Below are 22292 nucleotides of genomic sequence, written 5' to 3' on the forward strand. Positions count from 1 at the left end.
CAATGGCTGTCAACAAAGTATCGGTGGATCTACCAGCTGAACTCTTTGACGTCGAAGCAAACGTTGCTCTGATGCACCAAGTTGTCAACGCACAGCTTGCTGCCGCACGTCAGGGAACTCACGCGACGAAAACTCGCGCTGAAGTATCCGGTGGTGGACGCAAACCGTTTCGTCAAAAAGGTACCGGCCGTGCACGCCAGGGTTCGATCCGTGAACCACAGATGACCGGTGGCGGTATCGCACACGGTCCACAATCACGCGACTACTCGCAGCGTACCCCCAAGAAAATGATCGCAGCAGCCCTGCGCCAGGCACTGTCTGACCGTGCCCGCAACGGACGCATCCACGTCGTCGAAGCCCTGATTGATCAGGACACCCCTTCGACTAAAGCTGCAAAAACCGCGCTGGCAGAAGTCCAGAACGAACGTCGTAACTTCCTGGTCGTTATCGACCGGTCCGACGACGTCGCTGCACTGTCAACTCGTAACCTGCAGCATGTTCACACGCTGTATGCTGATCAGCTCAACACCTACGACGTGTTGAAAGCTGACGACGTGGTCTTTACCAAGCCTGCATACGACGCCTTCGTGGCCGCTGCAAGCGCCAAGTAGGAGGAGACCACATGTCAACCAACATCGATAAGAACCCCCGCGACGTGATCCTTGCTCCCGTCGTGAGTGAAAAGAGCTACTCGGACATGGACGAAGGCCGTTACACCTTCCTCGTGGACCCACGCTCAAATAAGTCTGAAATCAAACTGGCTATCGAAAAGATTTTCGACGTCAAGGTGGCTTCAGTCAACACCATGAACCGTGAGGGTAAGCGTCAGCGTACCCGTTTCGGCTACGGCACTCGCAAAGCTACCAAGCGCGCGATTGTCACGCTGAAAGAAGGTTCCATCGACATCTTCGGAGGTCCGGCTGCCTAAGCCGGAGACCACTTAATCGAGGAATATATCTATGGCAATTCGTAATTACAGACCGGTTACACCGGGCCAGCGCGGCTCGTCGGTATCCGAGTTCTCAGAAATCACCCGAACAACGCCCGAGAAGTCGTTGCTCCGCCCACTGTCAAAAACCGGTGGTCGTAACAACCTCGGACGTATCACATCACGTCACCGTGGTGGTGGACACAAGCGCCAGTACCGTCTGATCGACTTCCGCCGTCACGATAAAGATGGCGTACCGGCAAAGGTCGCTCACATCGAGTACGACCCAAACCGTACCGCCAACATTGCACTGTTGCACTACGTCGATGGAGCCAAGCGCTACATCCTCGCCCCAGCTCGTCTGAAGCAGGGCGACATGGTGAAGGCTGGCCCAAATGCCGACATCAAACCAGGCAACAACCTGCCGCTTCGTAACATCCCACTGGGTACCGTGATCCACGCTGTGGAACTGCGCCCAGGTGGCGGTGCGAAAATGGCACGTTCAGCTGGTGCATCCATCCAGCTGGTTGCTCGTGAAGGCAAATACGCACAACTACGCCTCCCATCGGGCGAAATCCGTAACGTTGACATCCGCTGCCGCGCCACCGTTGGTGAAGTCGGCAACGCCGAGCAGATCAATATCTCGTGGGGTAAAGCCGGACGTATGCGCTGGAAAGGCGTACGTCCACAAACCCGCGGTGCCGCTATGAACCCTGTGGATCACCCACACGGTGGTGGTGAAGGTAAGACCTCCGGTGGTCGTCACCCATCGAACCCGAATGGTAAGAAGGAAGGCCGTACACGCCGTCCGAATAAGGCCAGCGACCAGTACATTGTGCGTCGTCGTCCGAAAAGCAAGAAGAATCGATAGGAGCTGATCTCTTTATGCCACGCAGCCTGAAGAAGGGCCCCTACGTAGATCAGCACTTGTACCTCAAGGTTCTTGCTGAGAACGAAAAGGGCACTAAAAACGTTATCCGCACTTGGTCACGTCGTTCGATGATCATCCCGGACATGCTGGGTCACACCATTGCAGTCCACGATGGTCGCAAACACGTACCGGTGTTCGTTACCGAATCTATGGTCGGACACAAACTGGGAGAATTCGCGCCAACGCGTACCTTCCGCGGCCACTCCAAGGACGACCAGAAAGGCCGCCGCTAAGCGCGGTGGCTGATCTTAGAGAGGATTAAGCAATGGAAGCCAAGGCAATTGCACGCTATTTGCGTGTTACGCCAATGAAGGCCCGGCGCGTCGTCGACCTTGTTCGTGGTAAGCAAGCGAATGAAGCCCTGGCCATTTTGAAGTTCGCCCAGCAGGGCGCAGCTGATCCGGTGTACAAGGTACTGGCCTCTGCAGTATCCAACGCACGGGACAAAGCAGACCGCGAAGGCTTGGCCTTCAACGAAGAAGAACTGTTTGTCAGTGAAGCCTTCGTTGACGAAGGTCCAACCATGAAGCGCTACCAGCCACGCGCTCAGGGTCGTGCCTTCGAAATCAAGAAACGCACTAGCCACGTCACCGTGGTTGTTGCAACCGATGAAGATCAGGAAGGTGGGACCAACTAAATGGGTCAGAAAATTCACCCACACGGATTCCGCCTCGGCATTACCAAAGACCACGTTTCCCGCTGGTTCGCTGACTCCAACGTTGAAGGTCAGCGCTACAAGGACTTCGTCAAAGAAGACGTGCAGATCCGCAGCCTGCTGCAGGATGGCATGGAACGTGCCGGTATTTCCAAAGTTGAGATCGAACGTACCCGCGACCGTGTCCGTGTAGACGTACACACTGCTCGCCCAGGTATCGTCATCGGTCGCCGTGGTGCGGAAGCTGATCGCATTCGCCGTGAACTCGAAAAGCTCACTGGCAAGCAGATTCAGCTCAACATCCTAGAAGTTAAGAAACCAGAAACCGACGCACAGCTGGTAGCACAGGGTGTCGCCGAGCAGCTCACCGCACGTGTGGCATTCCGCCGTGCAATGCGCCGCTCGATCCAGTCGGCAATGCGTGCAGGCGCCGAGGGTATCCGTATTCAGGTATCCGGTCGTCTGGGCGGTGCCGATATGGGCCGTACCGAGTTCTACCGCGAAGGCCGTGTCCCGCTGCACACCTTGCGCGCCAACATCGACTTCGGTCAGTTCGAAGCCAAGACCACTTACGGACGCATCGGCGTCAAAGTATGGGTCTACAAGGGCGACTTCACCGATAAAGAATTGGCCGCTCAGGAAGCAGCCGCTCCATCAGGCCGTGGTGGCCGTGGTGGTCGCGGTGGTGCACGCCGTCGCCGTGGTGGCGCCCCATCGGGTGCCCGCGCTGGCGCTCAAGGAGGCAACGCGTAATGCTTATCCCACGTCGCGTAAAATTCCGTAAACAGCACCGCCCAGGCCGTAAAGGTATGGCCAAGGGTGGCACCGAAGTATCCTTCGGTGAATGGGGTCTGCAGGCAACCACCCGCGCATATGTAACCAACCGTCAGATCGAGGCAGCTCGTATCGCGATGACCCGTTACATCAAACGTGGTGGCCACGTGTGGATCAACATTTTCCCAGACCGTCCGCTGACCAAAAAACCAGCTGAAGTTCGCATGGGTTCGGGTAAAGGCTCCCCAGAATTCTGGGTAGCCAACGTAAAACCCGGCCGTGTCATGTTTGAACTGTCTGGCGTCACCGAAGAGGTCGCTCGCGAAGCTCTGCGTCTGGCTGCACACAAGCTGCCAGTCAAGGCTCGCATTGTACGCCGAGAGGGTGGTGAATAACCATGGCATTGGGTTCACCTGAACTGACAACTGAAGCACTCGATGGTTTCGATAACGCACGCCTGCGTGAAGAACTCGACAAAGCAAAAGCCGAGTTATTCAACCTGCGCTTCCAAGCAGCAACCGGTCAAATTGAAAACACCGGTCGCATCAAGATCGTCAAACGCGATGTTGCACGTATCATGACCGTGCTGCGCGAACGCGATCTTGGTATCCGCGAAGAAGTCGAAGCCAGCGAAGAAGACATCAAAGACAAAAAGAAAAGCCGCAAGTAGGCTGAGGAGGAATGACAGTGACTGAGTCTGTTGACACCGCAGCCGCACCAGAGCGCAATTATCGCAAAACTCTGCGTGGAGTCGTCGTCTCCGACAAGATGGAAAAAACCATCGTTGTCGAGATCGAATACTTCAAGCAGCACGCTCTGTACGGCAAAATCATGCGCCGCACCAAGCGCGTCAAAGCCCATGACGAAGAAAACACCGCCGGCATCGGCGATACCGTTCGTCTAGCCGAGACCCGCCCGCTCTCCAAGAGCAAGCACTGGCGCCTCGTCGAAATCGTAGAACGCGCTAAGTAAGCCTTCTGCTTCGACGCACACATTAACACTGCATCCGCATCAAGAACTCCTGATGCGGATGCAGTGTTTTAACACCAACAAGGAATCCAACCCAGCCGAGAGTAGTGAACAACGATTTTCCAAAACCACCTGGCGTGCGGTAGCATGTTGTAGCTGTGCCCTTTTCATAGCTCGGCCATCCACCGGGTATCTGACGACAAGTAAGCACAACATCTTGCATAAACGTGCCTCGGCCCTGGCTCAAAAGCACTGTGCGATCAGTTTGCCTCTGTGTGCAACCCGATCACATACGTCTCACCTAGCTAGGGGTAAGCACAGCAAGAATATTTCCATGACCGTTCCGCAAGGCTCAACCCACCCGAGGGCTGAGAACCAGCGAGACAAGCAGGAGTAAGCAAGTGATTCAACAAGAATCGCGGCTCAAAGTTGCCGACAACACCGGTGCGAAAGAAATTCTCACCATCCGTGTCCTCGGTGGCTCTGGACGCCGCTATGCATCCATCGGCGACGTTATCGTCGCCACTGTCAAAGATGCCATCCCAGGCGGTGCCGTCAAAAAAGGCGACGTCGTCAAAGCAGTCGTAGTACGCACCAAGAAATCGGTTCGTCGCGCAGATGGCTCCTACATCAAGTTCGACGAAAACGCAGCAGTCATCCTTCGTCAGGATAACGAACCACGCGGTACTCGTATCTTCGGCCCAGTTGCCCGTGAGCTACGTGATAACCAGTTCATGCGTATCGTATCGCTGGCTCCGGAGGTGATCTAACCCATGGCGAAGATCAAAAAAGACGATCTCGTACAGGTTTTGTCAGGTAAAGACCGCGGCAAACAGGGCAAAGTCCTGCGCGTTCTTCCAAAACAAGACAAAGTCCTCGTTGAAGGTGTCAACCGGATAACCAAGCACGTTCGTGCAGGCCAGGGACCAGACGGCGCAACCGAAGGTGGACGTGTAGAAGAGGAAGCTCTGATGCACATCTCCAACGTTGCAGTTGTTGATCCTGAAACCGAAAAACCAACCCGCGTTGGTTACCGTTTTGAAGAAGTCGAAGAAGACGGCGAAACCAAGATCGTCAAGGTCCGTTATGCCAAGGCCTCTGGAAAGGAGCTGTAATGACACAGGTATCTGAAAACGCAGCCTCCAAGGTCAGCCCACGTCTGAAGACCAAATACCGCGACGAAATCAAAGCCGAACTCCAAAGCGAGTTCAACTACGAAAACGTCATGCAGGTACCAGGTCTGGAAAAGATCGTGGTCAACATGGGTGTCGGTGAAGCCGCACGTGACTCGAAAGTCATCAACGGTGCCATCGAAGACCTCACCGCAATCACCGGCCAGAAACCACAGGTAACCCGCGCCAAGAAATCCATCGCACAGTTCAAACTGCGTGAAGGTATGCCAATTGGTACACACGTCACCATGCGCGGCGACCGTATGTGGGAATTCCTGGACCGCCTGGTTACGTTCGCGCTACCACGTATCCGTGACTTCCGCGGCCTGAGCCCTCGCCAATTCGACGGCAATGGTAACTACACCTTTGGTCTGTCCGAACAGTCCGTATTCCACGAAATCGATCAAGACAAGATCGACCGTGTACGCGGTATGGACATCACCCTAGTAACCACCGCCAAGACCGACGCCGAAGGCCGTGCACTGTTGCGTGCGCTGGGCTTCCCGTTCAAGGCAGACCAGTAATCCAACTACGTTATAGGTCTTGACCCGGTGTACCGGATCAGGAAACCACAACGAGAAAAGGCTAAAGCCACATATGAGTATGACCGACCCCGTCGCAGACATGTTGACACGTCTGCGCAACGCAAACTCGGCGCATCACGACTCCGTGAGCATGCCGTCTTCAAAACTGAAGCGCGGCGTCGCCGAAATCCTGAAAAACGAAGGCTACATCGCCGACTGGAACGAAGTTGATGCACGTGTAGGCAAAGACCTCGTGCTCGACCTGAAATTTGGTCCACAGCGTCAGCGCTCCATCGCCGGAGTACGCCGCATCTCTAAGCCAGGTCTGCGCGTCTACGCAAAATCCACCAAACTGCCACATGTGCTGGGTGGACTGGGCATCGCGATCCTGTCGACTTCATCTGGTCTGCTGACCGACCGTCAAGCAGCTTCGAAAGGTGTGGGTGGGGAAGTCCTCGCCTACGTCTGGTAACGGAAAGGAAGGGAAACAATGTCACGTATTGGAAAGCTTCCGATCACCGTACCTTCCGGCGTCGAAGTTGCCATCAACGGCTCCGATGTGTCCGTCAAAGGACCCAAAGGTGAGCTGGGCATGAGCATCAGCGGCCCGATTGAAGCCAAGCTCGAAGAAAACACCATCACGGTTATCCGTCCGGATGACGAACGCGAATCCCGTTCGCTTCACGGCCTGACCCGTACCCTGATCGATAACATGATCGTTGGCGTCACCGCTGGCTACTCCAAGAAATTGGAACTGCACGGTACCGGTTACCGCGTGGTTGCTAAAGGCAGCGACCTTGAACTGCAGCTTGGCTTCTCCCACCCGGTTGAAGTCACCGCTCCAGAAGGTATCGCCTTTGCTATCGAAGGCAACACGATCACCGTATCGGGTATCGATAAACAACTTGTCGGCGAAACTGCCGCAAACATCCGTAAACTGCGCGTTACCGAACCTTATAAGGCCAAAGGTATTCGCTACGAGGGTGAAACCATCCGCCGCAAGGCCGGAAAGGCAGGTAAGTAATGTCAACTGTCAGTATCAAAGGCAAAGGCAAAAACGCTGCCCGCCGTCGCCGTCACGCACGTGTACGCAAACGGATTCAGGGTACAGCCGCACGCCCACGTCTGGTTGTCAACCGTTCCGCACGCCACATTTTTGCCCAGGTTATCGACGACGAAGCCGGTGTCACGCTGGTGTCAGCTTCCACCATGGAAGCCGACCTGCGCGCATCCGACGCTGAGAAAACCGATAAAGCTCGCAAAGTAGGCGAAATGATTGCACAGCGCGCTGAAGACGCCGGTGTGACCGCAGTCGTATTCGACCGCGCTGGTCACAAATACCACGGTCGTATCGCAGCAGTCGCTGACGGTGCACGGGAAGGTGGACTGAAGCTGTGACCGAAGCAAACAACGAAAAGGACACACAGGTGACCGAAACAACTCAAGAGGCTGTATCGGAAACCTCGCACGGCTCCGACAGCCAGCACACCGAGCGCGGTGGCCGTGGCCAACGTCGTGGCCAGCGCTCCGAACGTGGCGATCGATCAGACCGCGGCGGACGCCGTGGCGGCCGTGATGACAACAAAGACCAGTTCCTAGAACGCGTCGTTGCCATCAACCGTGTCGCCAAAGTGGTCAAGGGTGGACGCCGGTTCGCTTTCACCGCACTTGTAGTCGTCGGCGACGGCGACGGCATGGTCGGTGTCGGCTACGGTAAAGCCAAAGAAGTCCCAGCTGCCATCGCTAAAGGTGTCGAAGAAGCCAAGAAGAGCTTCTTCCGCGTCCCACGCGTCGGCACGACCATCCCACACCTGTCCCAGGGTGAAGATGCCGCAGGCGTTGTCTTGCTGCGTCCAGCCTCGCCAGGTACCGGTGTTATTGCTGGTGGTCCAGTTCGTGCGGTACTGGAAGCTGCCGGTATTACCGACGTGCTGTCCAAGTCCATGGGCTCGGCTAACGCCATCAACATTGTTCGCGCTACCGTTGAGGCACTGCGCCAGCTGGAAGGCCCCGAAGAGGTCGCAGCTCGCCGCGGACTGCCAGTCGACGAAGTTGCCCCACGGGCAATGCTGCGCACAATCGAAGAAGCCCGTGCCAAGCGTGCTGAAGAAAAGGCAGGTGCATAATCGTGGCAAACTTCGACTCAACCCCGAAGAACCTTGTGCCATCCGACGCAACCCTGACCATCACACAGGTACGCTCGGCTATCGGACGCAAGCCAAAACACGTTGAAACTCTGCGGTCGCTCGGCCTGAGAGGTATCGGCAAGTCCGTTACCCGTAGCGCCGACGCCGTCACCGTGGGCATGGTCAACTCCGTGTCCCACCTGGTAAAGGTCGAGGAGGTCGACTAATGGCTGAAGAACAACAAGAAGCGATCAAACTTCACGACCTGCGTCCAGCAAAAGGCTCGAACAAACGCAAACTGCGTTACGGTCGTGGTGAAGGCGGTAAGGGCGGTAAGACCGCAACCCGTGGTACCAAGGGCACCCGTGCTCGCAATAAGGTGCCAGCAGGTTTCGAAGGTGGACAGCTGCCGCTGTACATGCGCCTTCCAAAACTGCGCGGTTTCAAAAACCCTGCCAAAATCAACTACCAAGTTGTGAACTTGGACAAACTGACCGAATCCTTCCCAGAAGGCGGCGACGTCACCGTTGCTGACCTTGTGGCCAAGGGCCTGGTTCGCAAGAACCAGCCGGTCAAAGTCCTCGGCTCAGGTGACATCGGTGTCGCAGTCAATGTGACCGCCGATGCATTCTCCAAATCAGCTGTCGACAAGATTGCTGCAGCCGGAGGCTCAACAACCACTGCATAACCCTGTTCTGACATAGGACAGCGTGAGCTGATAAGCGGCCCTCGACCGTTGACGAATCTCGTCACAGGTCGAGGGCCGTAGGTTTTAACGTTAGAATGCAAACCGTGCCTTTTCCTTGGCACACCGCGTACAAAAGATCCGGCGCTCTGTCGAATCTACGAAAGTGCAGTCTCGCACTACTGTCAGGAGGACACTTGTTCAGCACGATAGCCAGGGTGTTCAAGACCCCCGATCTGCGGACCAAGATCCTATTTACCTTGGCGGTCATCGCCATTTACCGGATCGGCGTCTTCGTTCCCGCCCCAAGTGTCGACTACGGCAACGTACAAATGTGTCTGGCTCAAGGTGACACCACCGGCGGACTGTACTCATTCGTCAATATGTTCTCCGGTGGCGCGCTGCTCCAGGTATCCATCTTTGCCCTGGGCATCATGCCCTACATCACCGCATCGATCATCACCCAGCTGCTGCGCGTGGTCATACCCGCCTTTGAACGCCTCCAGAAGGAAGGCCCCGAAGGCCAGGCTCGTCTGACCCAGTACACTCGCTACCTGACCGTAGGGCTGGCACTGCTCAACGCGACCACCATTGCCACCCTGGCACGCTCTGGAGCGCTGCTGAACTGCAACGTCTCCCTGCTCAACGACGACAGCATCTGGGCGACCCTGCTCCTGGTGATGACGCTCGCCATGGGCGCCATCGTCATCATGTGGATGGGCGAACAAATCACCGAACGCGGCGTGGGCAACGGCATGTCGCTGATGATCTTCGTATCCATCGCTGCTGGCTTCCCAGCAGGTTTGGCTGCCATCTGGCAGACCCAAGGCTGGCGCATCTTCGGCCTGGTCATGGTCGTAGGCATTGCTATTATGATGCTGATCGTATTCGTCGAAGACTCCCAGCGTCGCATTCCCGTCCAGTACGCGCGCCGTCAGATTGGTCGTCGTACCGTGGGTTCGACCACGACCTACATTCCGATTAAAGTCAACATGGCCGGCGTGATCCCAGTGATTTTCGCCTCCTCAATACTGATGCTGCCGCAGATCCTGATCCAGTTCAACATGCCCACCGACGGCAGTGAACCTGCCGGCTGGATCGTGTGGCTACAGCAGTACTTCGGCACCGGATCCCACCCGCTCTACATGGCCGTGTTCTTCCTGATGACGATCTTCTTCACGTACTTCTACGTGACCATTACCTTCAACCCCCAAGATGTTTCGGATAATATGAAACGTCAAGGTGGTTTCATTCCTGGGGTTCGAGCCGGTCGTCCAACCGTTCAGTACCTGGAATACGTCATCTCGCGGGTAACCTTTGTTGGCGCGATCTATCTTGGTCTGATTGCTATGATCCCTCTGATCGCATTCGTGCTGATCGGTGCCGATCAAAACTTCCCATTCGGGGGCGTCTCGATCTTGATTATGGTTGGTGTAGCCTTGACCACGATCAAGCAGATCGACGCACAAATGGAACAACGCCATTACGAAGGCCTGCTCCGCTAGGCTGGAACACAACCACACGAGACCCAAAGATCAAGGACAGGACAATCTATGACACGTTTGCTCATCATGGGCCCTCCAGGGTCAGGCAAAGGCACCCAAGCGGTACGTATTGCAGACAAAATGGCCATCCCGGCGATCTCGACCGGAGACATCTTCCGTTATAACGTCAAAGAGCTCACTGAGCTTGGCAAAGAAGCCAAAGGCTACATCGATGCAGGCGACTTTGTACCCGACGACGTCACCAACCGGATGGTCGCAGATCGTCTGAACCACAAAGACGTTGCAAACGGTTTCCTCCTTGACGGCTACCCACGCACCCAGGGGCAGGTCGAAGCACTCAATAAGATCATGGACGACAAAGGTGAAGACCTCACAGCAGTCCTGGTCTTGGAAGTACCTGACGAAGAAATCGTCGAACGCCTCCTGGCACGCGCCGAAACCGAAGGCCGCTCCGATGACACCGCAGAAGTCATCCAGCACCGCCTGGATCTCTACCACCAAGAAACCGCTGACTTGATTGAAGGCTACGTCGAGCAGGGAATTGTCGGTCGTGTTGACGGCACCGGAGCCATCGACGACATCACCGAACGTCTGCTGCAGACCATCTACAATATCCGTGCGCGGACCGGAACACTGCCGGTCATCAAACCTCGCTCTGGTGAGTAAACAAAAAGCGTGTTGAAAAACCGACCCGACACATATCGGGTCGGTTTTTCGCTGCCCAACGATACCTTCGGCCGTGGTTGGCAACTGTTGGCCCGACGCACTACGCTGGGTGAGTATTCAGCCGAGTCAACCCGCCCAATCACCGCCTGCCCGAAACACAAGAAATCAGCAACAGGAATGTCACGACAAATAGAACTCAAAACCGATGCGCAGCTGGCTACCATGCACAAAGCCGGCCTAATTCTCCACCAAGGGCTCGACGCGGTCGTGGCAGCAGCACAACCCGGCGTGACCACCGCACACCTCGACCAGGTCTTCCGCACGGTACTGGCTGATAACGGTGCCACCTCCAACTTCTTGGGATATCACGGATTCCCCGCAACCATCTGTGCCTCCGTCAATGACGAGGTCGTTCACGGCATCCCGGGGGAGCGGGTCCTGCAAAACGGTGACATCATCTCCATCGACGCCGGTGCAGTGATCAACGGCTGGCACTCCGACTCAGCTCGATCCGTTATCGTCGGAACACCTGACCCCGCGGATGCACGCTTATCAGCAATCACCGAAGAAGCCATGTGGGCGGGTATCGCAGCTTTTGCTCAAGCCAAACATGTCGGTGAAATCGGTAATGCCATCGAAGACTACGTTCGAGCTCAACCGGGCGAGCCTCTGGGCATCCTGGAGGACTACGTTGGCCACGGTATTGGTTCAGCTATGCATCAAGCACCCGATGTCTTCAACTACCGATCCGGCATGCGCGGTCCACGTGTCAAAGCCGGCATGGTCTTGGCTATTGAACCAATGCTTGTTCGTGGCGATATCGACACGAAAACCCTCGACGACGACTGGACTGTTGTCACACTTGATGGTTCGAATGCCTCACAGTGGGAACACTCGGTGGCGCGCCACAAGGAAGGTATCTGGGTCATTACCGCGCCTGATGGCGGGGCAGCCAATCTCGCCCGCTACGGTGTAACGCCGGTGCCGATCCCACAAAACTAACTCACTGTCAATAGCGTTTGGCATTATTTGGCAACATGCGCTAACATAGTACCTTGGCTGATTCTGCCTTTAAGTTCATCGGTGTGTCCGAAAAAGCTCAAGAACGAATCCGCTCATAAACGCATGCTTTTGTGATTGTCCGGCTCGACAACGTGCCGGAACGATTGCAGGAGATAACAGATTGTGGAGGACATGGCTAAAAAAGAAGGCGTCATTGAAGTTGAAGGAACCGTTTCAGAAGCGTTACCAAACGCTATGTTCCGGGTCCGGCTAGATAACGACCACATTGTGCTTGCCACCATTTCAGGAAAAATGCGTCAACACTATATTCGCATTTTGCCTGAAGACCGTGTGGTGGTCGAGCTTAGCCCATACGACCTCGAACGAGGCCGTATTGTCTACCGCTACAAATAACACTATCCACCTCTGGAACGCTCAAGGAGGAACCCTGTGAAGGTTCAACCAAGCGTGAAGCGGATCTGCGATGACTGCAAGGTTATTCGCCGCCACGGCAATGTCATGGTGATCTGCTCTAACCCACGCCACAAACAGCGCCAGGGCTAAGCCCCAGCGCAATATACATAGGCCCACCATGGGCCGCAGCAACACAGAGCATCAAGCTCAACCTTCGGACAAGACAAAGGCCGAAGACTTACCCGCCAAGTCCAGGACACTGTTTGGGATGTGTCGAGTTCTTCACATCCCGCATTGCACCGCTTGGCCGGAGTTATCCCGGGTAAGGACGTGTTGTTGAAGACCTTTGTCATAAAGAACAGGAGAACGGCCATATGGCACGTCTAGCAGGCGTTGATATTCCACGTGAAAAGCGTGTCGTCATCGCTCTCACCTACATTTACGGTGTTGGCAACAGCCGAGCAGTCCAGATTCTGGAAGCTACCGGCGTAGACGCAAGTACTCGCGTCAAAGATCTATCCGATGACGAAATGATCAAACTGCGCGACTACATCGAAGGCAACCTTCAGGTCGAAGGTGATCTGCGCCGTGAAGTTGCAGCAGACATTCGTCGCAAAGTCGAAATTGGTTCCTACCAGGGGCTGCGCCACCGTCGTGGTTTGCCAGTCCGCGGCCAGCGCACCAAGAACAACGCTCGTACCCGTAAGGGCCCGAAGAAGACTGTTGCAGGACGCAAGAAGTAGTCACTTCTGCTCCCACCCCGTATTTACCAATTCAAGCTTTTTGTAGGAGAGCATTCTATGGCAAAGCCACGCGGTGCGGCCCCACGTAAGGGACGTCGCTCCAAGAAGAATATTACTCAGGGCCAAGCCCACATTAAATCAACCTTTAACAACACCATCGTTTCGATCACCGACACCACCGGTGCTGTCATCTCTTGGGCCTCCGCCGGAGAGATGGGCTTCAAAGGTTCCCGTAAATCAACCCCGTTCGCTGCTCAAACCGCGGCTGAGCATGCTGCTAAGCGCGCCCAGGAACACGGGATGCGTAAAGTTGACGTCTTTGTCAAAGGCCCAGGCTCCGGTCGCGAAACTGCGATTCGTTCACTGCAGGCCGCAGGTCTGGAAGTCGGCTCCATCCAGGACGTCACTCCAGTTGCACACAACGGTGCACGCCCTGCCAAACGTCGTCGCGTCTAAGGCTTTTGAGCACACCACAACCAACGCTCAACAGCCATGTTGACCAACGGTCGTGGATTAATCTAGAAATAATTTCCATCGTTTCCCCCAACTGCGCGCATCAAATGGCGGATCGCGCGCCGAAAGGAAATGTCAGTGCTCATTGCACAGCGCCCCACGTTGACTGAAGAACCCGTTTCAGAAACCCGGTCCCGTTTCGTCCTCGAACCACTAGAACCGGGCTTCGGCTACACTCTCGGTAACTCACTGCGTCGAACCCTGCTGTCGTCGATCCCAGGTGCCGCTGTCACCTCGGTTCGTATCGATCAGGTTCTACACGAGTTCACCACCATCCAGGGTGTTAAAGAAGACGTCACTGAAGTCATCTTGAACGTCAAGCAGCTGTCGGTCTCATCTCACCACGATGAGCCAGTAGTTGCTTACCTGCGCAAGCAGGGACCAGGTGTCGTGACCGCAGCTGATATCACCCCACCGGCAGGTGTTGAGATCCACAACCCGGATCTGCACATCGCTACCCTGAATGAAAAGGGCAAGTTCGATATGGAATTGACCATCGAACGTGGCCGTGGGTACGTAACCGCTGCACAGAACAAATCCCCAGATGCCGAGATCGGCCGTATCCCGGTTGACTCCATCTACTCACCAGTATTGACCGTCACCTTCAAAGTCGACGCTACCCGTGTGGAGCAGCGCACCGACTTCGACAAGCTGACCATCGATGTTGAAACGAAGCCATCCATGGCCCCACGCGACGCACTGGCCTCGGCCGGTTCAACCCTGGTTGAACTGTTTGGCCTGGCGCGTGAACTCAATGTTGAAGCTGAAGGTATCGAAGTTGGCCCATCGCCTGTCGATACCAGTGTTGCAGCAGATCTGGCACTGCCAGTAGAAGACCTGGAACTTACCGTCCGGTCCTACAACTGCCTGAAACGCGAAGGCATCAACACTGTTGGTGAGCTTGTAGCACGTTCCGAAACTGACCTGATGGACATCCGCAACTTCGGTGCAAAATCCATCGACGAAGTCAAGGAAAAACTCGAGGGTCTCGGTCTGTCGCTCAAAGACGGTGGCCCTGGAAGCTTCGACTCGCCTTTTGACTCCCAGGAGTCAAACGAGTACGGGCTCTAAGACATATTTGAACCACTGATTCCCTGCACATAGTGCCGGGAGATCATACAAGGAGAATTCATGCCAACCCCAACCAAAGGACCGCGCCTGGGCGGCGGCCCGGCACACCAGCGTCGTATGCTGGCGAACCTGTCGGTCAGCCTGTTCGAACACAAGTCCATCAAGACCACGTTTACTAAGGCAAAGCGTCTGCAGCCTTACGCCGAGCGTCTCGTCACCTTCGCAAAAGCAGGTGACCTAGCCTCGCGTCGTAAGGTACAGGGTCTGATCGCCGGTAACTCGCGCACAAACAAATCTGTTGTGCACGAACTGTTCACCGTCATCGGCCCAGCCATGGCGAACCGCGAAGGTGGATACACCCGTATCACTAAGATCGGTAACCGCGCTGGCGACAACGCCCCAATGGCAGTCATTGAACTGGTCATGGAACCAGTTTCGCCAAAACAGGCTGTAGTTGCTGAAGCAGAAGCCGTTGCTGAAACCGCAGTTGACGAAGCACCAGCAAAAGAAGCTGTTGAAGTCGAAGAAGCTGTTGAAGTTGACGAAACCGTAGAAGCCGAAGAGACCGAAGAAACTGCTGAAGCAGCCGATAAGGCTGACGAAGACAAGTAAGTCCTCTCAACGGAACCCGTAAAAGCCCCGCACATACTGTGCGGGGCTTTTATGATTACCCGTCGTTGTACAACGACTACACTGACACGTATGCATGACCAGAGCACTTATCGGATTCGCATCGACTTGGCATACGATGGGACCGCCTACCATGGGTGGGCCACACAACCTGGACTTGCCACTATCCAAGAGACCGTAGAAGACGGCTTAGCCACCATTTTTCGCCAGCCGGTAGCCACCACCGTCGCCGGACGTACCGATGCCGGGGTGCATGCAGCCAATCAAGTCATACATTTCGATATTCCGACAGCACTCTGGGAAAAATTGCCCGGTAATCACCGTATGCGGCCCGCTGAGACAGCGATGGTGACGAAGCTCAACGGTGTGCTGGCCAAAACATCTGGTGCGATCCGCATTCGCACAGCCCAGATAGCTCCCGAAGGCTTTGATGCCCGATTCTCGCCGATTGCGCGCAGTTATCGGTATCGGATCGCACTGGAAGAGCTTGACCCCCTCACCCGACACTTCACGTATCACCATCGCAAAGCCCTGGACATTGATCGCATGGTTGAGGAAATTTCTGGGATAGAAGGTTTGCATGATTTCGGGTCATTTTGTAAGCCTCGACCAGGTGCAACGACCATTCGAACACTGCAAGAATTTCGGATCACCCGCGATGAAGCTGTGATAACACTCCATCTAACAGCTGATGCATTTTGTCATCACATGGTTCGAGCTCTGGTGGGAGCCCTGCTGCGGGTCGGCGATGGTTCACGCGAAACAGGTTGGTTACGTAAGCGCCTGACGAACCCTGCGCGCGATTCCGATATGGTCCTGGCACCGGCCCACGGGCTCATCCTTGACCACGTGACGTATCCGGCCGACGAGCAGCTCGGCGCGCGTGCAGCGCAGACTCGAGCCAAACGTGACCCTACGATGCTGCCTTACGACTAATCCGCCGGGCTGCTTCGGTGATGACGGCGACCACAGCGGCAGTATTCGCGGTGACTTCATGCTGATCGGTTACCAGTTCCAACCGCGTCGTGGGACGACCGGTAATTGGCTTGGTTACCACGCCGGGGAAGGAAAACGAAGAAAACGAGGCGGGAAGAATCGAGGCGCCGACTCCGGCGGCAACCAGCCCCATAACGTTTTCCTGGTTAACGGCCCGCTGGACAATTCGCGGTGAGCGCCCCAGGGGGTGGAAGATCTCCATGATATTGGTGACGTAGCCTGGCATCGACTGAAATGGAAATAAGACTAATGGCATTTGGATGAGATCTTCTGACGAGATCTCATCTTCTTTAGCCAACGCGTGATTGGAGGGGAGTACAGCTACGAGCTGCTCCGTTAGAAGTGTTGAAAATTGCAACCCCGATTGCAGGGGAGCATCCCGCATGATGCCGATATCTAAACGATTCTCTAACAGTGCTTCGACCTGTTCACCGGTGGCCATGGGCTGGAGGTCTAGATGAATGCCTGGGTGTTGTAGACGCATGTCACGCACACTGGCCGGGACGAGTTCATAACTGGCCGAAGAAACGAATCCAACCCGTACCCGACCGCGCCGTCCGGCTTTGATCTCGCGAATGTCTTCAACGGCCTCTTCCAAATCTTGCAAGATCGGGCGGATAAGATCCCGGAAGCGGGCTCCCTCGGAGGTCAATGAGACGCGGCGAGAGGTGCGATCGAACAGCGAAACGCCCAGTTCTTCTTCTAACCGCTTGATATGTACGGTCAAAGGTGGCTGCGAAATATGCAGGCGAGCTGCGGCCCGGCCAAAGTGTAATTCTTCGGCGACTGCCATGAAATATTCCAGTTGACGTAATTCCACGATCATTCCTTCTGGCCGGAGCCCATCAGACCGACCACCACAACTCTATACCCACGAGCATCGCGGCTGGTCGGGACAAAGAAGCATGACCGTCCACAGTCGTTTTGCGATGAATGGTGATCCGTAGTAACATGGGTAGCTGTTGTGCGTGTCCTCCCGGATCGCAAGCGCAGCAGCACCCGACGCAGTTGCATCGTCGTTAGGGTCGTTGCGGCACCGGGAAGATCGGACCCGGCTTCACGCCAGCCCTCACCTGGTGTACCGGAGATGCACTGTCAACTTAACAGCAGAGTCGCGCTTATGGTTCTCACGACCATCCGGTTCTGCTGACCGAACACCGACATACGAAGGCTAATACATAGTGCGTACGTTTACACCAACGCCAGACGACGTTGATCGTCAATGGCACGTCATTGACGCCACCGATGTGGTGCTGGGACGTCTTGCCAGCCAGGTGGCAACGCTGCTGCGCGGCAAGCACAAGCCCACATTTGCACCTCACATGGACATGGGTGATTACGTCATCATCCTCAACGCTGAAAAAGTAGCGCTGACCGGTGCCAAGCTGGAACAGAAAAAGGCTTACCGTCACTCCGGTTACCCGGGTGGCCTGACCTCAACCACCTACGCTGAACTGCTGGAGAAAAACCCAGTTCGCGCGGTTGAAAAAGCCATCAAGGGCATGCTGCCATCGAACCGTCTCTCCGACCAGGTTATTAAGAAACTCAAGGTCTACGAAGGTTCCGATCACCCGCACGCGGCCCAGCAGCCAAAAGAATTTATCATCGACCAGGTCGCCCAGTAGGCCCTGAGTTCAAGGAGAACCCATGACTGAAAACGTCAATGAGATCACTGAGGACCAGGAGCTGACCAGCTACACCTCGGAATCTGATGCCCCAGTTGCTACACAAGAAGTTAGCGAACGCCCAGCACTGACCCAATCCGGTCAGGCCGTTGGTCGTCGCAAGCGCGCCATTGCCCGTGTCCGCCTGGTCCCAGGTACCGGAACATGGAAGATCAATGGTCGCGAACTCGACTCATACTTCCCGAACAAACTGCACCAGCAGGAAGTCAACGACCCATTCCGTCTACTTGAGCTCGAAGGCGCCTACGACGTCATCGCTCTGGTCCACGGTGGTGGCCCATCCGGTCAAGCCGGTGCTGTCCGCCTGGGCGTTGCTCGTGCACTCAACGAAATCGACCGCGAGAACAACCGTGGCCCGCTGAAGAAAGCTGGCTTCCTGACTCGTGACGCTCGTGCAGTTGAGCGCAAGAAGGCCGGCCTCAAGAAGGCCCGTAAAGCTCCACAGTACTCGAAGCGTTAATTCGCCAGAACTGTTCAAAACATCCGTCAACCTGTGTTGGCGGATGTTTTGCTTTAACCACCCGCACACGTGCGCTTGACTTCGCGCACAGGAACAGTGTTGTAGACCTCATCAAAACGCTACGATCAAAGATGACCAACCCGATCGTCAAAGGTGTGATGCGACAACAATGAGTCAACACGATCAGCCCTTACACATGGCCATCGATACCGGTGGGACCTTCACCGACGTCGCAATCCGGGCCGACGACGGGACCATGAGCGTCTGGAAACTTCCGTCAACCCCGGCAGCACCAGAACAAGCGGTCATCGCCGGGCTCAAAGGTGCATTGAACCGAGTCGGTGGCACACCACAAGATCTCACCCGATTTGTCCACGGCAGTACCGTAGCAACCAACACCGTGATCACCCGTGACGGAGCACGCATTGGTATGGTCACGACCAAAGGCTTTCGAGATGTGCTGGCAATTGCGCACCAAGCCCGCCCATCCATCTACGATCAACACCAAGCGCGCCCCGAACCACTCATCGACCGCAAACATATTGTTGAAGCCACGCAACGCATGGACGCCACCGGTCAGATCATTGTCGAGCTCGATGAGACCGCACTGCGTACGACCATTGAAGATCTTCGCGAGTTCAACCTGGACGTCGTCGTGGTCTCCTTTCTCAATGCCTATGTGAATCCCGAACACGAACATCGAGCTGCTGAGATCATTCAGGAAGCTGGTATCGCCCATCAGGTTGTGGCAGCAACCGATGTATCGGCTGAAATGCGTGAATTTGAGCGCACCTCGACCGCAGCAATCAACGCCTACGTTTCCCCACGCATTTCGCACTACATTCACCAATTAGAACAAGGACTCACCCAAGCCGGTGTGGAAACCGGGTGGCGGATCATGCAGTCCTCCGGTGGTTTGCTCAGCCCCACAGACGCTGCAGAACACCCCGCACGCACTGTGCTGTCAGGCCTGGCCGGCGGCGTCGTCGGAGCCGCCAACTGGGCCAAACACCTTGAGCTGCAACGCGTCGTCTCCTTTGATATCGGCGGTACCTCCACGGATATTGCCCTGATACGCGATGGCATCCCCGATGAGACACTCTCATCTGAAATTGCCGGGCTCCCACTGAAGCTCCCGTCGGTCGATGTTCACACCATCGGTGCCGGCGGCGGTTCGATCGCCTGGTTAGATTCCGGCGGTGGCCTTCGCGTTGGTCCCCATTCCGCCGGAGCCGATCCCGGCCCGATCAGTTATCAGCGCGGCGGTGAGCATCTTACCGTCACCGATGCCCACGCCGTCATCGGTCGTCTGGGTGATGAGCTGCTTGGCGGAGAATTCGACCTCGATGTACCGGCGGCTCGCGACGCGATGACCGAATGGGGGCAACAGCTGGGCCTTTCTGCCGAAGATACCGCCGAGGGCATTCTGAAGGTCATTACCGCAACCATGGCTCGGGGTATTCGCAAAGTCTCAGTTGAGCGCGGCGTTGATCTACGGGCCTGTGACCTGATGGCCTTCGGCGGCGCCGGCCCGTTACACGGCGCGGATCTTGCCCGGGAACTCAATATGCGCTCGGTAATCATCCCACCTCGGCCCGGAATCGCCTCAGCGGTGGGCATACTCGATGCACCCATCCGCTACGACTATGCGACCAGTGTCGACGTCAACACGCCGCAGGCACTCAGCGACCTTGAGGCGACCTTCCAAGATATGCAAGCACACGCTGGTGCTGATCTGGATCATCCGGAGGCTGAGACCCACTATGAGTCTCTGGTCGATGCTCGGTACATCGGTCAGTCCTATGAGCTCACGGTCGCCTGGGACCCCGACTGGGGGACCCAACGCGAAATCTTTGAACAAGCCCATGAAGAAAACTATGGATTTGCTGATCCGGATGCGGTCATGGAGATCGTCGTCGCCCGGCTGGTGGTGACCCAACCCGTTGAACATGGCGTCCTAGAATCCGTGGCGTCCATCAGCGCTGAGGTCACAGCCACCCACCACCGCAAGGTCTATATCGATGGCTCCTGGCGCGACGTGCCAATTTATGATCGCGCCAGTTTCGGGGAGGCAACCGTAGTGCAGGGCCCGGCGATCATCGAGCAGTTCGACTCGACCATCTATATTCGTCCCGATCAGTCAGCGCAGAACGACACCTATGATTTCCTACATATTCGCTCTGCGACAGACCAGGAGCAGTCATGAACCAGACGTCGTTGAATGCGGTAGAACTCGAAATCGCACGCAACCGGTTAGAATCCATCGCCGAAGAAGTCGGCACCGCACTGATCCAAACCAGCTACTCGCCCAACATCAAAGACCGGCGCGACTGTTCAGCAGGCATCTATGGGCCCGATGGCATGCTCATCTCACAGGCCGAACATATTCCATTGCATCTGGGCTTGATGCCAACCATGATCAAAAACGCTCTGGCCACATACGGTACCGAGAATCTGGTTGACGGCGATGTGCTGATCACCAATAACCCCTATCTCGGCGGGTCCCACCTGCCAGATATGTGTGTCATTACCCCGGTCTTTTGGCATGATGAACTGATTGCCGTGGTCGCCAATCTGGCCCACCATGTCGACGTCGGCGGGATTACCCCGGGCTCGATGGCCACGCATGCCACCGAAATCTACCAAGAAGGTGTGCGGGTTCCCCCGGTCAAACTCTTCGACCGCGGTGTGCTCCAGCGCGAACTGTTCTCGGTATTACTGACAAATATTCGCACCCAGGACAAGACGCGCGGCGACATCATGGCTCAGGTCGCCGCCAACCGACTGGGCGAACGGCGTATCCAGGAATTATTAGCAGAATGGGGCACCCAGCGTTTTGGGCAATCCACTCGGGCTCTGGTTGACTATGCTGCCCGCCGCACCGCAGCCGCCATTGGCCACCTGCCCGATGGCAAGGGGACCTTTACCGATATTCTCGAACACGACGGCAACCGCGAACATCCCACCGAGATCACCGTGACCGTGGAAGTCTCCGGTGAACACCTCACCGTGGACTTCACCGAAACCAACGACCAAGTCTCCGGTGCCGTGAACTGTTCCTGGGCGGTGACCGAAGGCTGCGTGGCCTACGTGATTAAACTGCTCACCGATCCCACCTTGCCTTCCAACGCAGGCCTGATGGAACCGATCACCGTGCACACTCGCAAAGGCTCACTGGTGGCAGCAGTATTTCCCGCACCGGTGGCCAACGGCAATATCCAAACCTCACAGCGCATTGTCGACGCTTTGCTCGGCGCGTTTCACGAATTCGCTCCCGAACATGTCCCGGCGGCCTCCTCCGGGTCGATGTCGATCATGACCATCGGCGGCTTTGACGAAACCACCGGCCAATACTTCTCCTACGTCGAAACCTACGGCGGGGGACAGGGCGCCATGCCGGACCAGGACGGCGCCTCTGCCGTACACACCCACATGACCAATACCCGCAACACCCCGTGTGAAGTCATTGAGCGCGAGTATCCGCTACGCGTTGAGGCCTACCAAATCGCCGAGAACACCGGCGGAGCAGGCACATTCCGCGGCGGCGACGGGTTGATCCGCCACCTAACACTCACCCGCGGCAAAGCCCAAGTCGTAGCCGGCACATCCCGGGTGACCACTGCACCCTGGGGCCTCGCTGGCGGATCAGATGGCACGCCAGGCCATGTCATCCGCCATGGTACTGACGGCGATGAACCCCGAGAATCCATGACCAGGTTCGAAGTCCATGCCGGTGAAGGCATCACCATACAAACCGCAGGTGGTGGTGGCTACGGCACCGCATAGCAGCTACGAGTTGACCCTCCTGCAACGGGAGACCCGATGATGAAGATACCATCACCC

33 protein-coding genes are annotated in these 22292 nt (G+C 56.2%); 32 read left to right on the plus strand and 1 reads right to left on the minus strand.

The genetic code is table 11. From position 1 onward, the window contains the following. Window positions 1-2 precede the first annotated feature (2 nt). The 28 genes from rplD (at window position 3) to truA (ending at window position 16244) form a co-directional block, all read left to right on the plus strand. Complete coding sequence (rplD, locus tag A6F49_RS12905; RefSeq protein WP_043058745.1) at window positions 3-611, plus strand: 50S ribosomal protein L4; 609 nt, start codon at window positions 3-5, stop codon at window positions 609-611. 11 nt (window positions 612-622) lie between these two features. Next, window positions 623-928: a 50S ribosomal protein L23 gene (gene rplW, locus A6F49_RS12910; protein ID WP_043058744.1), complete on the plus strand. Its 306-nt coding sequence runs from the start codon at window positions 623-625 to the stop codon at window positions 926-928. 31 nt (window positions 929-959) lie between these two features. Then, the gene (gene rplB, locus A6F49_RS12915) at window positions 960-1799 is read left to right on the plus strand and encodes a 50S ribosomal protein L2 (protein ID WP_043058743.1); all 840 of its coding nucleotides are present in this window, start codon (window positions 960-962) and stop codon (window positions 1797-1799) included. Window positions 1800-1813: 14 nt separating this feature from the next. Continuing rightward, window positions 1814-2092 (plus strand): 30S ribosomal protein S19, encoded by a 279-nt coding sequence (rpsS, locus tag A6F49_RS12920; protein ID WP_043058742.1) that lies wholly within the window; start codon window positions 1814-1816, stop codon window positions 2090-2092. A gap of 32 nt (window positions 2093-2124) precedes the next feature. Next, window positions 2125-2496, plus strand: coding sequence for a 50S ribosomal protein L22 (gene rplV / locus A6F49_RS12925; protein WP_043058741.1), 372 nt, complete (start codon window positions 2125-2127; stop codon window positions 2494-2496). Beyond that, on the plus strand, window positions 2497-3267 hold the full coding sequence (rpsC, locus tag A6F49_RS12930; protein ID WP_043058740.1) for a 30S ribosomal protein S3: 771 nt from the start codon (window positions 2497-2499) through the stop codon (window positions 3265-3267). Beyond that, window positions 3267-3683, plus strand: a complete 417-nt coding sequence (gene rplP / locus A6F49_RS12935; RefSeq protein WP_043058739.1) for a 50S ribosomal protein L16 — start codon at window positions 3267-3269, stop codon at window positions 3681-3683. Before rpsC ends, rplP begins: the two co-directional genes overlap by 1 nt. 2 nt (window positions 3684-3685) lie before the next feature. After that, window positions 3686-3958, plus strand: coding sequence for a 50S ribosomal protein L29 (gene rpmC / locus A6F49_RS12940; RefSeq protein ID WP_043058738.1), 273 nt, complete (start codon window positions 3686-3688; stop codon window positions 3956-3958). Between the two features lie 11 nt (window positions 3959-3969). Further along, window positions 3970-4260, plus strand: a complete 291-nt coding sequence (rpsQ, locus tag A6F49_RS12945; RefSeq protein ID WP_043058737.1) for a 30S ribosomal protein S17 — start codon at window positions 3970-3972, stop codon at window positions 4258-4260. 398 nt (window positions 4261-4658) lie between these two features. Beyond that, a complete protein-coding gene (gene rplN / locus A6F49_RS12950; RefSeq protein WP_043058736.1) occupies window positions 4659-5027 on the plus strand; it encodes a 50S ribosomal protein L14 in 369 nt (122 codons plus the stop codon). A 3-nt stretch (window positions 5028-5030) separates the two neighbouring features. Further along, the gene (gene rplX, locus A6F49_RS12955) at window positions 5031-5372 is read left to right on the plus strand and encodes a 50S ribosomal protein L24 (protein ID WP_043058735.1); all 342 of its coding nucleotides are present in this window, start codon (window positions 5031-5033) and stop codon (window positions 5370-5372) included. Further along, window positions 5372-5953, plus strand: coding sequence for a 50S ribosomal protein L5 (rplE, locus tag A6F49_RS12960; protein ID WP_043058734.1), 582 nt, complete (start codon window positions 5372-5374; stop codon window positions 5951-5953). The genes rplX and rplE overlap by 1 nt, the downstream gene beginning before the upstream one ends. 73 nt (window positions 5954-6026) lie before the next feature. Next, window positions 6027-6425 carry a 30S ribosomal protein S8 gene (rpsH, locus tag A6F49_RS12965; protein WP_043058733.1) on the plus strand — a complete coding sequence of 133 codons (399 nt, stop codon included), beginning with the start codon at window positions 6027-6029 and terminating at the stop codon, window positions 6423-6425. A gap of 18 nt (window positions 6426-6443) precedes the next feature. Beyond that, window positions 6444-6977 (plus strand): 50S ribosomal protein L6, encoded by a 534-nt coding sequence (gene rplF, locus A6F49_RS12970; protein ID WP_043058732.1) that lies wholly within the window; start codon window positions 6444-6446, stop codon window positions 6975-6977. Then, complete coding sequence (gene rplR / locus A6F49_RS12975; protein WP_043058731.1) at window positions 6977-7351, plus strand: 50S ribosomal protein L18; 375 nt, start codon at window positions 6977-6979, stop codon at window positions 7349-7351. The genes rplF and rplR overlap by 1 nt, the downstream gene beginning before the upstream one ends. Continuing rightward, window positions 7348-8079 carry a 30S ribosomal protein S5 gene (rpsE, locus tag A6F49_RS12980; protein WP_043058730.1) on the plus strand — a complete coding sequence of 244 codons (732 nt, stop codon included), beginning with the start codon at window positions 7348-7350 and terminating at the stop codon, window positions 8077-8079. Before rplR ends, rpsE begins: the two co-directional genes overlap by 4 nt. Window positions 8080-8081: 2 nt before the next feature. Beyond that, a complete protein-coding gene (gene rpmD / locus A6F49_RS12985; protein ID WP_043058729.1) occupies window positions 8082-8306 on the plus strand; it encodes a 50S ribosomal protein L30 in 225 nt (74 codons plus the stop codon). Next, window positions 8306-8767, plus strand: a complete 462-nt coding sequence (gene rplO, locus A6F49_RS12990; protein WP_052505007.1) for a 50S ribosomal protein L15 — start codon at window positions 8306-8308, stop codon at window positions 8765-8767. Before rpmD ends, rplO begins: the two co-directional genes overlap by 1 nt. A gap of 194 nt (window positions 8768-8961) precedes the next feature. Further along, complete coding sequence (gene secY, locus A6F49_RS12995) at window positions 8962-10269, plus strand: preprotein translocase subunit SecY (RefSeq protein WP_043058728.1); 1308 nt, start codon at window positions 8962-8964, stop codon at window positions 10267-10269. Between the two features lie 48 nt (window positions 10270-10317). Beyond that, entirely contained in the window at window positions 10318-10935 is a 618-nt protein-coding gene (locus A6F49_RS13000) for an adenylate kinase (RefSeq protein ID WP_043058727.1), read from the plus strand. A 177-nt stretch (window positions 10936-11112) separates the two neighbouring features. Continuing rightward, window positions 11113-11937: a type I methionyl aminopeptidase gene (gene map, locus A6F49_RS13005; RefSeq protein ID WP_043058942.1), complete on the plus strand. Its 825-nt coding sequence runs from the start codon at window positions 11113-11115 to the stop codon at window positions 11935-11937. 192 nt (window positions 11938-12129) lie between these two features. After that, window positions 12130-12351: a translation initiation factor IF-1 gene (gene infA, locus A6F49_RS13010; protein ID WP_082911812.1), complete on the plus strand. Its 222-nt coding sequence runs from the start codon at window positions 12130-12132 to the stop codon at window positions 12349-12351. Window positions 12352-12387: 36 nt separating this feature from the next. Beyond that, window positions 12388-12501, plus strand: a complete 114-nt coding sequence (gene rpmJ / locus A6F49_RS17390; protein ID WP_082911783.1) for a 50S ribosomal protein L36 — start codon at window positions 12388-12390, stop codon at window positions 12499-12501. Between the two features lie 224 nt (window positions 12502-12725). Continuing rightward, the gene (rpsM, locus tag A6F49_RS13015; RefSeq protein ID WP_043058725.1) at window positions 12726-13094 is read left to right on the plus strand and encodes a 30S ribosomal protein S13; all 369 of its coding nucleotides are present in this window, start codon (window positions 12726-12728) and stop codon (window positions 13092-13094) included. A gap of 57 nt (window positions 13095-13151) precedes the next feature. Beyond that, window positions 13152-13550, plus strand: coding sequence for a 30S ribosomal protein S11 (gene rpsK, locus A6F49_RS13020; protein WP_043058724.1), 399 nt, complete (start codon window positions 13152-13154; stop codon window positions 13548-13550). A gap of 135 nt (window positions 13551-13685) precedes the next feature. Then, a complete protein-coding gene (locus A6F49_RS13025) occupies window positions 13686-14678 on the plus strand; it encodes a DNA-directed RNA polymerase subunit alpha (RefSeq protein WP_043058723.1) in 993 nt (330 codons plus the stop codon). A gap of 60 nt (window positions 14679-14738) precedes the next feature. Beyond that, on the plus strand, window positions 14739-15290 hold the full coding sequence (rplQ, locus tag A6F49_RS13030; RefSeq protein ID WP_043058722.1) for a 50S ribosomal protein L17: 552 nt from the start codon (window positions 14739-14741) through the stop codon (window positions 15288-15290). Window positions 15291-15380: 90 nt separating this feature from the next. Further along, the gene (gene truA, locus A6F49_RS13035) at window positions 15381-16244 is read left to right on the plus strand and encodes a tRNA pseudouridine(38-40) synthase TruA (protein ID WP_043058721.1); all 864 of its coding nucleotides are present in this window, start codon (window positions 15381-15383) and stop codon (window positions 16242-16244) included. Here truA and A6F49_RS13040 read toward each other — a convergent pair. After that, a complete protein-coding gene (locus A6F49_RS13040; RefSeq protein WP_043058941.1) occupies window positions 16222-17124 on the minus strand; it encodes a LysR family transcriptional regulator in 903 nt (300 codons plus the stop codon). The genes truA and A6F49_RS13040 overlap by 23 nt on opposite strands. 361 nt (window positions 17125-17485) lie before the next feature. On the opposite strand from A6F49_RS13040, the gene rplM reads away from it, so the two are divergent. The 4 genes from rplM to A6F49_RS13060 all read left to right on the plus strand — a co-directional run bounded on the left by rplM (window position 17486) and on the right by A6F49_RS13060 (window position 22235). Continuing rightward, a complete protein-coding gene (rplM, locus tag A6F49_RS13045; protein WP_043058720.1) occupies window positions 17486-17929 on the plus strand; it encodes a 50S ribosomal protein L13 in 444 nt (147 codons plus the stop codon). A 22-nt stretch (window positions 17930-17951) separates the two neighbouring features. Beyond that, window positions 17952-18449 carry a 30S ribosomal protein S9 gene (gene rpsI, locus A6F49_RS13050; RefSeq protein ID WP_052505005.1) on the plus strand — a complete coding sequence of 166 codons (498 nt, stop codon included), beginning with the start codon at window positions 17952-17954 and terminating at the stop codon, window positions 18447-18449. A 169-nt stretch (window positions 18450-18618) separates the two neighbouring features. Beyond that, window positions 18619-20655 carry a hydantoinase/oxoprolinase family protein gene (locus A6F49_RS13055; RefSeq protein WP_043058719.1) on the plus strand — a complete coding sequence of 679 codons (2037 nt, stop codon included), beginning with the start codon at window positions 18619-18621 and terminating at the stop codon, window positions 20653-20655. Beyond that, window positions 20652-22235 carry a hydantoinase B/oxoprolinase family protein gene (locus A6F49_RS13060; RefSeq protein WP_043058718.1) on the plus strand — a complete coding sequence of 528 codons (1584 nt, stop codon included), beginning with the start codon at window positions 20652-20654 and terminating at the stop codon, window positions 22233-22235. Before A6F49_RS13055 ends, A6F49_RS13060 begins: the two co-directional genes overlap by 4 nt. The last annotated feature ends 57 nt before the right edge of the window (window positions 22236-22292 follow it).

The sequence above is a fragment of the Enteractinococcus helveticum genome (genome assembly GCF_001657475.1).
Taxonomy (GTDB): domain Bacteria; phylum Actinomycetota; class Actinomycetes; order Actinomycetales; family Micrococcaceae; genus Yaniella; species Yaniella helvetica.